This is a genomic window from Pseudomonas sp. R3.Fl, assembly GCF_023516765.1.
GTDB classification, from domain to species: domain Bacteria; phylum Pseudomonadota; class Gammaproteobacteria; order Pseudomonadales; family Pseudomonadaceae; genus Pseudomonas; species Pseudomonas citronellolis.
Genome location: NZ_JAMGSO010000001.1, coordinates 2442477 through 2456032, shown reverse-complemented (window position 1 = coordinate 2456032; position 13556 = coordinate 2442477). Strand labels below are relative to the sequence as shown.

The following is a 13556-nucleotide window of genomic DNA, read 5'->3' as shown; positions in this document are numbered from 1 at the left end:
GCTGTCCCCTGCCAGGGATGAAACGGGATCGAGCAAGCATGAGCGACAACACCACTTCCAGCCCCACTCCTTCCGCCGACGCCGCGCCGGTGAAGCGCTGGCCGCTGATCTTCGGCGGCCTGGTGCTGGCCCTGCTGGTCTTCGGCGGCCTGCTGGCGCGCTACGTCTGGCTGGCGCCGCCGAGCGGCCCGCTGGCCGGGCTGGAGGCGCCGCCGGCCAATGCCCCGGGCCGCGACATCAGGCACCCGGACGCGCTCATCGAAAGCGCCTCGCTCGCCCGCCTGCCCAAGGAACTGCTGGAGGTGCCGCTGCTGCGCGACACCCTCACCGAGGACTTCGTCTTCTACTACGAGAACGACGGTGACCGCCTCGGCCTGGCCGGCAGCCTGCGGCGCATCGTCTACGAGCACGACCTGACGCTGAAGGACAGCCTGGTCGAGGAACTGCTCGACCAGCCGGCCCAGGTTGCCCTGTGGCGCGGCGCCGATGGCCGCCTACGCGACTTCCTGGTGGTGATGAAGCGCGGCGGCCTGGCCAGGCTGCTGGAGCCGCTGGCGCACATCGCCGCCGACGACAGCCAGCTGCGCAAGGTCGGCGAGCTGAAGGGCGGCACTGGCGTCTACCGCCTGCGCTACAACGCCCAGAAGACCCTGCTGTTCGCCTCCAGCGGCGACTACCTGGTGCTGCTGTCCAACCCGAAGATGCTGTTCCCCGACGCCAGCGACGATGAGCCCGGCGCGGCCGACGCCCAGGTCAGCGCCGACCTGGCCGCCCTGCTCGGCGGTGACGACGCCTTCCCGCGCGCTTTCGGCCTGGGCCCGCGCGGCGAGCTGAGCCAGCGTATCAGCCTTGGCGCCGGCGCCCTGGCCATGGGCTACCAGCGCTTTATCCCGGCCTTCGCCGGGGTGCGCTTCGACAAGGACGCCAAGGGCTGGAGCAGCTACCTGGCGTTGAACGCGGTGGAGCGCCAGCCGGACCTCGACTTCAGCCCCGTGTGGCAGGCCATGCCCATGGGCGCCAGCGCCTGCGTGGCCCTGCCGCTGACCCCGGGCCTGTACGACAGCCTGCTGGTGCGCCTGGGCGCCGAGCAGAAGATGGCCGCGGCCTTCTCCGAGCACCTCTCCGGCGCCGCCGGCCTGTGCTGGTACGCCGACTCGCGCCTGTACACGCCGCTGCTGGTGGCCACGCTGAGCGCGCCGCCCGGCCCGGAACTGGACGCCGACCTGGGCAGGCTGTTCGACAGCCTGGTGGGCGCCTACGAGGCCAACGCCGAAGGCGGCAACTTCCCGGTGGACGAGCAGAACCAGGGCGAGACCCACAAGTGGCTGCGCCAGGTCAGCTCCAATTTCGGCCAGTACGCCGCCGCCGATGCGACCGACCCGGACGCGCTCAGCGGCCGCGGCTTCTTCCGCGTCGGCCTGGCGCGGCAGGGCAGCACCCTGCTGTTCTCCCTCGACGACCAGTTGCTGGACAAGGCCCTGGGCACCCTCGACAAGCGCTTCCCGCCGCTGGCCGACGTGCTGCCCAAGGACGCCCTGGTGCCGGCCTACCTGGCGCCGCAGTCGCTTTCCACGCTGCTCCAGCGCGAAACCCTGGAGAGCCTGCCGCAGGACATGGAACCGGTGTTCCGCAACGCTGCCGACAGCCTGCTGCTGCCGCGCCTGAAGGCCCTGGCCGGGCACGGCGGCTACGCTCTCGGCCTGCCCGCCGGCAGCCGCGCCGAACAACCCTGGCAATGGCTGCCGCTGCAGTGGCGCGCGCTGTGACGGCACGCGCCCTGCTGCTGGCGTTCGGCCTGTGGGCCGCCCAGGCCGGCGCGGCGTCGCTCGATCCGGAGCAGTCCCAGGTATTCCGCGCCTGGTTCGTGCGCATCGCCGAGGAACAACTGCGCCAGGGCCCCAGCCCGCGCTGGCACCAGCAGGACTGCGCGGGCCTGGTGCGCTTCGCCGCCAACGAGGCGCTCAAGCCCCACGACGCCAAGTGGCTGCGCGCCAACGGCCTGTCCAACCGCTACCTGCCGCCGGAGCTGGCGCTGAGCGACGAGCAGCGCGCCCTGGCGCAGAACTGGCGGCAGGGCGGCGGCCAGGTCGGCCCCTACGTCAACGCCATCAAGCTGATCCAGTACAACAGCACCCTCGTCGGCCGCGACCTCAACCAGGCGCGGCCCGGCGACCTGATCTTCTTCGACCAGGGCGACGACCAGCACCTGATGATCTGGATGGGCCGCAACATCGCCTACCACACCGGTACCAGCACGCCGACCGACAACGGCATGCGCTCGGTCAGCCTGCAACAACTCATGACATGGAAGGACACCCGATGGATACCCGACCCTGCCAACCCCAACTTCGTCGGCGTGTACCGCTTGTCGTTCCTCGCCCGATGAAGCTGCTCGCGCTGTGCGCCGGCCTGGCCCTGGGCGGCCTGCTGGCGGGCGCGCCGGCGCAGGCCCGGGCCGACGACGAGGTGCCGGCGAGCAACTACGCGCCGATCAGCGGCGAGTCGTTCTTCCTGCTCGCCGACAGCAGCTTCGCCCCCGACGAAGAGGCCCGCGTGCGCCTGGAAGCGCCGGGCCGCGACTACCGCCGCTACCGCATGGAGGCCTACGGCGGGGTGGACATGCGCGTCTACCGCATCGACAAGCCGCTGGACTTCCTCAAGCGCCAGAAGAACCTGCACCGGGTGCTGGCCGAGGGGCAGTTCAAGGGCGAGGGGCTGTCCAACACCCTGGCCTACCTGTGGGACAACTGGTACCGCAAGTCGCGGCGGGTGATGCAGCGCGCCTTCTCCTACGAGTCGCGCAAGCAGGTCACCGAGGTGGTTCCGGAGCTGAAGATGGGCCAGGCCATGGCCGCGCCCACGCCCTATGACGCCCAGCCGCAGTACGCGCCGATCCCCGGCCTGCCGCTGGTCGAGCAGTTCCGCTATCCGCTGTGGGACGCCAAGCCCATCGAGCCGCCGGCCGACGTCAAGCTGGCCGGCTCCTCCAGCGAGTTCATCAACGTCTCGCCGGGCAACGTCTACGTGCCGCTGGGCAAGCTCAAGCCGGGGCTGTACCTGGTCGAGGCGCTGGTGGGCAAGTACCGCGCCACCACCGTGGTGTTCGTCTCCAGCAGCGTGGCGGTGAGCAAGATCGCCGGCAACGAACTGCTGGTGTGGTCGGCGCGCAAGCATGAAGGCACCCCGGTGCCGGATACCCAGGTGCTCTGGACCGACGGCCTGGGCGTGATGAGCAGCGGCCGCACCGACGCCGAGGGCCTGCTGCGCCTGCAGCACGCCAGCCCCGAGCGCTCCTTCGTGATCGGCGAGGACAAGGAAGGCGGCGTCTTCGTCTCGGAAAACTTCTACTACGACAGCGAAATCTACGACACCAAGCTCTACGCCTTCACCGACCGCCCGCTGTACCGCCCGGGCGACTGGGTGGCGCTGAAGATCTACGGCCGCGAATTCAAGAACGCCCGCGACTCCGCCGCGCCCCAGGCCGCGCCGGTGAAGCTGAGCGTGATCGACGCCGCCGGCACCACCCTGCAGACCCTCGACCTGCAACTGGACGCCAAGGCCGGTGCCAACGGCCGCTTCCAGCTGCCGGACAACGCCGTCGCCGGCGGCTACGAGCTGCGCTTCGACTACCGCGGGCAGACCTACAGCAGCGCCTTCCGCGTCGCCGAGTACATCAAGCCGCACTTCGAGATATCCCTCGACCTGGCCAAGCCCGACTTCAAGACCGGCGAAGCGGTGAAGGGCAACCTGATCCTGCTCTACCCGGACGGCAAGCCGGTGGCCAACGCCAAGCTGCAACTGAGCCTGCGCGCCCAGCAGCTGTCCATGGTGGACAACGAGCTGCAGTACCTCGGCCAGTTCCCGGTGGAGCTGAGCAGCACGGAGCTTGCCACCGACGCCCAGGGCCGCGCGGCCCTCGAACTGCCGGCGGCGGACAAGCCCAGCCGCTACCTGCTGACGGTGTTCGCCAGCGACGGCGCGGCCTACCGGGTGAAGACCAGCAAGGAAATCCTCATCGAGCGCGGCGCCGCGCGCTACCGCCTGGCCGCGCCGCAGCGCTTCAGCGCGGTGGGCGACAAGGTCGAGTTCAGCTACGCGGCGGAACAGCCCACCGAGCTCAAGCCGAAAAGCTACCGCTGGGTGCGTCTTGAGGACCGCTCCACAGGTGACGGCGAGGCCGGCGACGGCAAGTTCGTCATCGCCTTCGACAAGCCCGGCACCTACAGCATCGAGCTGCGCGACGCCCAAGGCCAACTGCTCGGCGGCACCGGCCACTCTGTGAGCGGGGAGGGCGTCAAGGCGGTGCCCGGCACCGTGGAAATCGTCCTTGACAAGGCCGAATACCAGGCCGGCGACGAGGCCCTGGCGCTGATCACCTTCCCCGAGCCGGTGGACGACGCCCTGCTGTCGCTGGAGCGCGACAAGGTCGAGGCCACCGCGCTGCTGTCCAAGGGCGGCGACTGGCTCAAGCTGGAAAAACTCAACCCCACCCAGTACCGCGCGCGCATCCCGGTGAAGCCGGACTTCTCGCCGAACCTGACCTTCTCCGTGCTCTACACCCGCGGCGGCGACTACAGCTTCCAGAACGCCGGCATCAAGGTGACGGTGCCGCAGGTGGAAATCGCCATCGCCACCGACAAGGAGCGCTACGAACCCGGCGACACCGTGACCGTCGACCTCTCCACCAGCTACGCCGGCAAGCCGGTGTCCAGCCAGGTGGCGGTGGGCGTGGTGGACGAGATGATCTACGCCCTGCAACCGGAGATCGCCCCGGGCATCGACCAGTTCTTCTACCACCCGCGGCGCAACAACGTGCGCACCAGCGCCAGCCTGTCGTTCATCAGCTACGACGTGGCCCTGCCGGGCAGCGCCAGCGCACCGGGGCGCAGCAACCGCAGCGAGCGCGGGGTGAAGGTGCTGGAGCGGCCGCGCCGCGAGGACGTGGACACCGCCGCCTGGGAACCGAAACTGGTCACCGATGCCGAGGGCAAGGCGCGCTTCAGCTTCCGCATGCCCGACTCGCTGACGCGCTGGCGCATCACCGCGCGGGCCATGGACGGCGACGGCCAGGTCGGCCAGAAGAAACAGTTCATCCGTTCGGAAAAACCGCTGTACCTGAAATGGAGCGGCCCGACGCGCTTCCGCGCCGGCGACAAGCCGGACCTCGGCCTATTCGTGTTCAACCAGGGCGAGCAGGCCAAGGCCGAGCTGCTGGTGCGCTACGCCGGCCAGGAGCAGACCCAGGCGCTGGAACTGGCCAAGGGCGTGAACTACGTGCGCCTGCCGGCCCAGGCCCTGAGCGACGGCGAGTGGAGCGCCGAGCTGCGCCAGGATGGGCAGACGCGCGACAGCCTGGCCGTGCGCTTCGCCCTGGCCGCCGACGGCTGGCAGGTGCTGCAAGCGCGCAGCCTGCAACTGGCCGGGCAGAACAGCCCGCTGCAACTGCCGGCGGACGCCCGCGACATCCGCCTGCGCCTGGACGACAGCGCCGCCGCGCTGTTCCGCGGCAGCCTCGACGACCTGCTGGCCTACCCCTACGGCTGCGTCGAACAGACCGCCAGCCGCCTGCTGCCGCTGAGCGTGGCTTACCCGCTGCTGGCCGAGGGCGAGCCGCGGGTGCGCGACCGCCTGCGCCTGATCATGCAGAACAGCCGCCTGCGCCTGGTGCAGATGGCCGGGCCGAACGCCTACTTCACCTGGTGGGGCGACAACACCGACAGCGACGCCTTCCTCACCGCCTACGCCTACTACGCCGACTGGCACGCCAGCCGCGCCCTGCAGATCAGCCTGCCGCCGGAGCACTGGCAGCGCGTGCTCGACCTCTACGCCAAGCTGGCCGAGCAGACGCCGCTGCTGCAACGCGCGCTGATCCTCGGCTTCGCCCGCGACATGCAACTGCCGGTGCAGACCCTGGTCGGCGGCCTGCTCGACGACCTGGCCAAGGCCGGGGAGGGCGAGGACGCGAAACTGCCGGCCGACGCCGAAGTCAGCCTGGTGATGGCCGAGCCGGACTCCAGCCTCGGCCTGGCCGTGGCGCGGGTGCTGGCCAACAACCTGGCGCAGCAGGCCAAGGTGCCGCTGCCGGCGGCCTTCGCCAAGCAGCTGGATGACGCGCGGCTGAAGGTCAACGGCAGCGACCAGCCGTTTGCCCAGGCAGTGCAGCTGTCGCTGGCGGCGCCCGACGTCAACCGCGCCCGCGCCCTGCTGGCGCGCCTGGGGCCGCAGCAGTCGACCCTGGAACGCGCCCTGGCGCTGACCTGGCTGCAGCGCGCCCTGGCCCAGGCGCCGGCGGCCGAACCGCTCAAGCCGGGCAAGGACTGGGCCGAGCAGCAGGGCCCCAGCGGCGAGCGTTACTGGCAGTGGCAAGGCCTGGGCGTACCCGCCGAGCTGACCTTGCAGACTCCGCCGTCGCGCCCGCTCAATGCTTCGCTCAGCTACCGCAGCGCCGAGGCGCCGGCCAGCCAGTTGCCGGTGAGCATCAGCCGCCGCCTGCTGCGCCTGGTGCCGGGGGACAAGGCCTTCGAGTTCAAGGTCGAGGAGCTGGGCGACAAGCCGCTGTCCAGCGACGAGCTGTACCTGGACGAAGTGACGGTCAAGACCGAGCAGCCCGCCGCGCTGCGCTACGGCATGCTGGAAGTGCCGCTGCCGCCGGGCGCTGACGTCGAGCGCACCACCTGGGGCATCCAGGTCAGCGGCCTGGGCGGCACCGAGGCGGCCAGCCTGGAACGCGCTCGCAACGAGCCGGGCGACCTGCACTACGGCATCCCGGTGGACAGCCTGGCCGGCGAACTGCGCTTCCGCCACCTGGTGCGCTTCTCGCAGAAGGGCGAGTTCGCCCTGCCGCCGGCGCGCTATGTGCGCATGTACGCGCCGGCGGAGCAGGCCCTGGAGCAGAGCCCGGCGCTGGCCAAGGTGAAGGTGCAGTAAATGGGACGGCGCCTGGCCTGGCTGCTGCTTCTGCTGCCGCTGTGCGCGGCGGCGCAGGCGCCCGTCGAGCTGGCCTGGCGCAGCCCCCAGGGCGACCTGCTGCTGCGCCTGGACCAGCAGCAGGTGCTCGCCCGCGAGCCCCTGCCGGCGGACCTGCGCACGCCGCTGGGCAGCCTGTGGAAACTCTTCGTCTTCGCCTGGCTGGTGGACAACGACCGGCACGAGCCGGAGTACGCCTGCAAGGGCCAGTCCCGCGAGGAGGTGTATTGCTGCTCGGCCGGGCAGAGCATCGGCCGCGACCAGGCGCTGGTGAAGTCCTGCGGCCTCTACTACCAGCCGGCGCGCCTCGGCCTGGACGCCGCGACCTGGCGCCGTTACTGGCAGGAACGCCAGGCGCCGGCCTGGCTGCTCGACCTCGAACGCCTGCAGCCGCAGACCGAAGTGCCGGTGGCCGAACTGCTCGACATGCTGACGCGCCTGCCGGCCCAGCCCGAGGCGCGCCGCGTGCTGCTCGACGTGGTGGTCAACGCCGACGACGGCCGCGCCCTGGCCAGCCTGGGTGGGCGCCTGCGGGTGAAGACCTGGAGCTGGCTCGATCCCAACGATTCGCAGGCCCGCCGCGGCGGCTTCGCCGGCTGGCTGGCGGACGGCTCGGCGGTCTGGGCCTCCGGGCCCGGTACCAGCAAGACGGTGCTGGCGCACTACGCCGAAGCCCTCGGCGCCGCGCTGCCGGCGCCCTGGCCGCGCGAGCCGGGGCGCTGTGTGGCGGTGGCGCTGTTCGAGCGCTACCCGCTGCGCGAGGTCTTCGACGTCCAGGGCCGCCCGGCGGCGGCCGGCGGCCTCAGCGGCAGCTACAGGGTGAGCTTCGCGAACGGCAACGACCTGGATATCCACAGCGACGGCGAACTCTTCCTGCAGCGCGACGGCAAGCCGCAACTGGTGGCGCGCCTGGACCGCGAGGAATACGTCGCCCGGGTGCTGCAGCGCGAAGCCGCGGCGACCCCGGTCGAGGCCGCCCGCGCCCTGGCCGTGGCCATCCGCAGCTACCTGTTGCAGAACGCCGGGCAGCGCGGCGAGTGCCTGAGCATCGCCGACAGCAGCCAGCGCCAGCGCGTCGCCCCGCGCCCGGCCACGGCGCAAATGCGCGCCGTGGCGGCCTTCACTGACGGCCTGGTGCTGGCCGGCAGCCCGGTCACCTACCACGCCGACCAGGCCGGCCCGGCGAAACTCTCCTGGCAGGACGCCAAGGCCCAGGCGGCCAATGGCCTGCGCTTCGACGCCATCCTCGCCCGCGCCTTCCCGCAGGCCAGCCTCAGCGCCTGGAACAACCCGGTGGCCGCCTGCCAGCCGCTGCCGGCGGCAGAGGACTGGCTGCGCAAGCAGCGCCGCACGTGGCGCACGAAGCTGGACGGTGAGCCGGGCTACGAGGAATTGCAGAGCTTCGCCGTGTGCCAGTTGGCCTCCGGGCGCCCGTATGTCGACCGCGAGCGCCAGCGCATCTACGTGCGCGGCCTGTACTCGCTGCAGGACCGCCTCGACCTCACCCACGAATACCTGCACCTGGCCTTCCAGGCGCACCCCAACGGCCAGGACGAGGGCTTCGTCGAAAGCCTCGCCCGCCGCCTGATACTGGAATGACCGCCATGAAGCTGCGTCCCTGCCTGTTTCTCCTCCTCATCACCGGGCTCGCCCAGGCCGCCGAGCCGGGCATCCGCCTGGACGCCCCGCTGGGCGGCTGGCGCCCCGGCAGCGGCGAGGGCGCCAACTTCCGGCAGACGGTGAACTACCCGGCGGCCTCGGTGAACACCCCGGCCGACCAGGCCATGACCGCGCGGATCAAGGGCGAGATCGCCAACGTGGCGAAGGACAAGCCGGCCACCCTGGTGGTCAACGGCGTGTCGATGCCGCTGAAGATCGGCGAGGACGGCGGCTTCGACAGGCCTTACGCGTTCCCGGCCGGCAGCAACAGCCTGGAAGTGATCAGCCCGGACGGCCAGCAGCGCAAGCGCGTGCAGTTCTACCACGGCGGTGGCGGCGGCGAGGTGCCGGCCAAGCTGCGGGTGATGCTGTCCTGGGACAGCGACAACACCGACCTCGACCTGCACCTGGTGACCCCCGACGGCGGCCACGTCTGGTACGGCAACCGCAGCCTGCCCAACGGCGCCACCCAGGACGTCGACGTGACCACCGGCTACGGCCCGGAAATCATTGCCACGCCCACACCGCTGAAGGGGGCGTATCTGGTCTACGTGAACTACTTCGGCGGCGGCTACAGCCAGGACGAGGAGAGCGGCGACGTGGAAGCCGCCCAGCCGCTGACCACGGCCAGGGTGACGATAGTGACGGAGGAGGGCACGCCGAACGAGAAGCAGGAGAGCTTCCTGGTGCCGATGCGCCAGCCGGGGGAGCTGACGTTGGTGAAGCGGTTCAGTTATCCCTGAGAGGCAGAGGCTTTTCGTAGGAGCGAGCTTGCTCGCGAACGGCTCTGCTGCGAGGCGGGTTCGCGAGCAAGCTCGCTCCTACGAAAGCGCCGAAGTTGCCGGCTGACTCCTGAGCTTGAACTCGCTCAGGACAAGCTCCCTCTCCCTTCAGGGAGAGGGCTGGGGAGAGGGTTACGGACTTCGCCCACACGCCTCTGCCAACCCTGACTCCGCTCCCTCTCCCTTCAGGGAGAGGGGACCGTCCGGAGCGAGCTGGAATCGCGGAGCTCCCGGTTATCCGCCATTGGCCCCGGTCTCCGGCGTTCCGGCTGTCGTAGGAGCGGACCTTGTCCGCGATAGCTGGACGTATCGGCGCGATAAGGATTGCCCCAACACCATGCCCATGTAGGAGCGCGCCCTGCGCGCGATTCGTGGGCAAGGCCCGCGCCCGTCAGGCCTTCTGATCCCCCTGCCAAGCCTCGATCACTTCCTGCGCCGCACGGAACGCATCGATCGCCGCCGGCACCCCGGCGTAGACCGCGCAATGCAGCAGCGCCTCGCGAATCTCCTCCACCGTGCAGCCGTTGTTCAGCGCGCCGCGCACGTGGCCTTTCAGCTCCTGCGGGCATTTCAGCGCGGTCAGGGCGGCCAGGGTGATCAGGCTGCGGGTCTTGCGCGGCAGGCCGTCGCGGGACCAGACGCTGCCCCAGGCGTTTTCGTTGACGAAGTCCTGCAGCGGCTGGGTGAAGTCGGTGGCGTTGTTCAGGGCGCGGTCGACGAAGGCGTCGCCCATCACTTCGCGGCGAACCTGTTCGCCGGCCTTGCGCTTGTCGGTCATTCGGACTGCTCCTAATCGATGGCTTCCAGGCGCACCGGCGCGGTGCCGCTGCGCAACATGTTGAGGCGTTCCGCGGCCGCCCGCGACAGGTCGATGATCCGCCCGCGGCCGAAGGGCCCGCGGTCGTTCACCCGCACCACCACGCTGCGGCCGTTGTCGAGGTTGGTGACCTTCAGCCGCGTGCCGAACGGCAGGCTGCGGTGCGCGGCGGTCAGGGCGTGCTGGTCGAAGCGCTCGCCGCTGGCGGTTTTCTTCCCATGGTGCGCGCGGCCGTAATAGGACGCGGTGCCCTCGGCGCGGTAGCCGCGCGCCGAGCCGCTTTCATAGGACGAGCTGGCGCAACCGGCCAGCAGGGCCAGGCCGCAGAGCAGGGCAGGCAGGGCGAGGGAGCGCAGCATCGAACCTCCGGACGAAAAAACGCCGGGCAAGCCCGGCGTCAGGAAGAATGGGCTCAGCTTTCGAGCTTTTTCTTCAGCAGTTCGTTCACCTGCCCGGGGTTGGCTTTCCCCTTCGAGGCCTTCATCGCCTGGCCGACGAAGAAGCCGAACATCTTGCCGCGCTTGGCCTCGTCGCTGGCGCGGTACTGTTCGACCTGCTCGGCGTTGGCCGCCAGCACTTCGTCGAGCATCTTGTCGATGGCGCCGGTGTCGGTGACCTGCTTCAGGCCCTTGGCCTCGATGATCTGGTCGGCCGAACCTTCGCCGGCAGCCATGGCCTCGAAGACCATCTTGGCGATCTTGCCGCTGATGGTGTTGTCCTTGATGCGCAGGATCATGCCGCCCAGCTGCTCGGCGGAAACCGGCGACTGCTCGATCTCCAGGCCGTCCTTGTTGAGCAGGCTGGAGAGCTCGCCCATCACCCAGTTGGCCGCCAGCTTGGCGTCGGCGCAGATGCCCTGCACCTGCTCGAAGTAATCGGCCATCTCGCGGCTGGCCGAGAGCACGCTGGCGTCATAGGCAGACAGGCCGTACTGGCTCTCGAAGCGCTCGCGCTTCTGGTCCGGCAGCTCCGGCAGGCCGGCGCGCAGATCGTCGAGGAAGCTGCGCTCGATCACCACCGGCAGCAGGTCCGGGCAGGGGAAGTAGCGGTAGTCGTTGGCTTCTTCCTTGCTGCGCATGGAGCGCGTCTCGTCCTTGTTCGGGTCGTACAGGCGGGTTTCCTGCACCACCTTGCCGCCGTCCTCGATCAGGTCGATCTGCCGCTGCACTTCGTGGTTGATCGCCTTCTCGATGAAGCGGAAGGAGTTGACGTTCTTGATCTCGGCGCGGGTGCCGAACTCGGCCTGGCCCTTCGGGCGCACCGAGACGTTGCAGTCGCAGCGCAGCGAGCCCTCGGCCATGTTGCCGTCGCAGATGCCCAGGTAGCGCACCAGCGCGTGGATGGCCTTCACATAGGCCACCGCTTCCTTGGCGCTGCGGATGTCCGGCTCGGAGACGATCTCCAGCAGCGGCGTGCCGGCGCGGTTCAGGTCGATGCCGCTCATGCCGTGGAAGTCTTCGTGCAGGCTCTTGCCGGCGTCCTCTTCCAGGTGCGCGCGGGTGATGCCGACGCGCTTGACGGTGCCGTCTTCCAGGGTGATGTCGAGGAAGCCCTTGCCGACGATGGGGTGGTCCATCTGGCTGGTCTGGTAGCCCTTGGGCAGGTCCGGGTAGAAGTAGTTCTTGCGCGCGAAGACGTTGCGCTCGGCGATTTCGGCGTTGATCGCCAGGCCGAACTGGCAGGCCATGCGCACCGCCTCGGCGTTGAGCACCGGCAGGGTGCCGGGCATCGCCAGGTCGATCAGGCTGGCCTGGGTGTTGGGCTCGGCGCCGAAGGTGGTGGCGCTGCCGGAGAAGATCTTCGATTGGGTGGCGAGCTGCGCGTGGATTTCCAGCCCGATCACGGTTTCCCATTGCATGTGCGTCGTCCTCAGAATCCAGCCGGTGCTTGTTTGTGCCAGTCGGTCACCTGTTGGTACTGGTGCGCGACATTGAGCAGGCGGCCTTCCTGGAAGTACGGGGCGAGCAACTGCACGCCCACCGGCAGGCCATCGACGAACCCGGCGGGCATGGACAGCCCGGGGATGCCGGCGAGGTTGGCGGTGATGGTGTAGATGTCTTCCAGGTACTGGGCGACCGGGTCGTCGTTCTTGGTGCCGAGCTTCCAGGCCGGGTTGGGCGTGGTCGGGCCGAGGATGACGTCGACGTCGGCGAAGGCGCTGACGAAGTCGTTCTTGATCAGCCGGCGAATCTTCTGCGCCTTCAGGTAATAGGCGTCGTAGTAGCCGGCGGAAAGCGCGTAGGTGCCGACCATGATGCGGCGCTTCACCTCGGCGCCGAAGCCTTCGGCGCGGGAGCGCTTGTACAGGTCCTGCAGGTCCTTGGGGTTCTCGCAGCGGTAGCCGTAGCGCACGCCGTCGAAGCGCGACAGGTTGGAGCTGGCCTCTGCAGGCGCGATCACGTAGTACGCCGGGATGGCGTGCTGCATGTTCGGCAGGGAGATGTCCTTGACCACCGCGCCCAGTTGCTTGAGCTGCTCGACCACGGCCAGCACCGCGTCGGCGATGCGGCTGTCCAGGCCGGCGCCGAAGTATTCCTTCGGCAGGCCGATGCGCAGGCCGGCCAGGGGCTTGCCGAGGGCGGCCAGGTAGTCGTCCAGCGGCTGGTCGACGCAGGTGGAGTCCTTGGGATCGAAGCCGGCCATGGCGCCGAGCATCAGCGCGCAGTCCTCGGCGGTGCGGGCCAGCGGGCCGGCCTGGTCGAGGCTGGAGGCGTAGGCGATCATGCCCCAGCGCGAGACGCGGCCGTAGGTCGGCTTGATCCCGGTGAGGTTGGTCAGCGCCGCCGGCTGGCGGATCGAGCCGCCGGTGTCGGTGCCGGTGGCTGCCGGAATCAGGCGCGCGGCCACGGCCGCGGCCGAGCCGCCGGAGGAACCGCCGGGCACGCGGCTGGTGTCCCAAGGGTTCTTCACCGCGCCGTAGTGGCTGGATTCGTTGGCCGAGCCCATGGCGAACTCGTCCATGTTCAGCTTGCCCAGGCTCACGGCGCCGGCGGCGGCCAGGCGCTCGACCACGGTGGCGTCGTAGGGCGAGACGAAGTTGTCGAGAATCTTCGAGCCACAGCTGGTGCGCACGCCCTGGGTGCAGAACAGGTCCTTGTGGGCGATGGGCGCGCCGAGCAGGGCACCACTTTCGCCATTGGCGCGCCGTTGGTCGGCTGCCTTGGCCTGGGCGACGGCCTGTTCGGCGGTGACGCTGATGAAGCTGTTCAGCTGCGGGTCGAGCTGCTCGATGCGGCTCAGCAGGGCACGGGTCAGCTCTTCGGCGGAGAACTGTTTGTCGGCGAGGCCGCGGGCGACTTCGGCGAGGGTCAGTTGGTGCAGCATGGGTCCGT

Annotated in this window: 9 protein-coding genes; 5 read left to right on the top strand and 4 right to left on the bottom strand. The window is 69.8% G+C overall.

The window, feature by feature from the left end:
* The first annotated feature begins 38 nt into the window (after positions 1-38).
* Genes M8R19_RS10605 through M8R19_RS10585 form a run of 5 tightly spaced genes read left to right on the top strand, consistent with a single transcriptional unit; the run spans position 39 to position 9368 of the window.
* A complete protein-coding gene (locus tag M8R19_RS10605; RefSeq protein WP_249917761.1) occupies positions 39-1766 on the top strand; it encodes a DUF2138 domain-containing protein in 1728 nt (575 codons plus the stop codon).
* Positions 1736-2386 (top strand): DUF1175 domain-containing protein, encoded by a 651-nt coding sequence (locus M8R19_RS10600; protein ID WP_043272337.1) that lies wholly within the window; start codon positions 1736-1738, stop codon positions 2384-2386. Before M8R19_RS10605 ends, M8R19_RS10600 begins: the two co-directional genes overlap by 31 nt.
* Positions 2383-6927, top strand: coding sequence for an alpha-2-macroglobulin family protein (locus M8R19_RS10595; protein ID WP_249917760.1), 4545 nt, complete (start codon positions 2383-2385; stop codon positions 6925-6927). Before M8R19_RS10600 ends, M8R19_RS10595 begins: the two co-directional genes overlap by 4 nt.
* A complete protein-coding gene (locus tag M8R19_RS10590; protein WP_249917759.1) occupies positions 6928-8565 on the top strand; it encodes a DUF2300 domain-containing protein in 1638 nt (545 codons plus the stop codon).
* A gap of 5 nt (positions 8566-8570) precedes the next feature.
* Positions 8571-9368 carry a YfaP family protein gene (locus tag M8R19_RS10585; protein WP_249917758.1) on the top strand — a complete coding sequence of 266 codons (798 nt, stop codon included), beginning with the start codon at positions 8571-8573 and terminating at the stop codon, positions 9366-9368.
* 430 nt (positions 9369-9798) lie between these two features.
* Here the strand turns inward: M8R19_RS10585 and M8R19_RS10580 are convergent, their stop codons facing one another.
* The 4 genes from M8R19_RS10580 to gatA are packed head-to-tail and all read right to left on the bottom strand — an operon-like array spanning position 9799 to position 13548.
* Positions 9799-10185, bottom strand: a complete 387-nt coding sequence (locus tag M8R19_RS10580; protein WP_009617763.1) for a carboxymuconolactone decarboxylase family protein — start codon at positions 10183-10185, stop codon at positions 9799-9801.
* Between the two features lie 11 nt (positions 10186-10196).
* Positions 10197-10583 carry a septal ring lytic transglycosylase RlpA family protein gene (locus M8R19_RS10575; protein ID WP_074977658.1) on the bottom strand — a complete coding sequence of 129 codons (387 nt, stop codon included), beginning with the start codon at positions 10581-10583 and terminating at the stop codon, positions 10197-10199.
* A 53-nt stretch (positions 10584-10636) separates the two neighbouring features.
* On the bottom strand, positions 10637-12082 hold the full coding sequence (gene gatB, locus M8R19_RS10570; protein ID WP_116422612.1) for an Asp-tRNA(Asn)/Glu-tRNA(Gln) amidotransferase subunit GatB: 1446 nt from the start codon (positions 12080-12082) through the stop codon (positions 10637-10639).
* A gap of 11 nt (positions 12083-12093) precedes the next feature.
* On the bottom strand, positions 12094-13548 hold the full coding sequence (gatA, locus tag M8R19_RS10565) for an Asp-tRNA(Asn)/Glu-tRNA(Gln) amidotransferase subunit GatA (protein ID WP_249917757.1): 1455 nt from the start codon (positions 13546-13548) through the stop codon (positions 12094-12096).
* Positions 13549-13556: the final 8 nt, after the last annotated feature.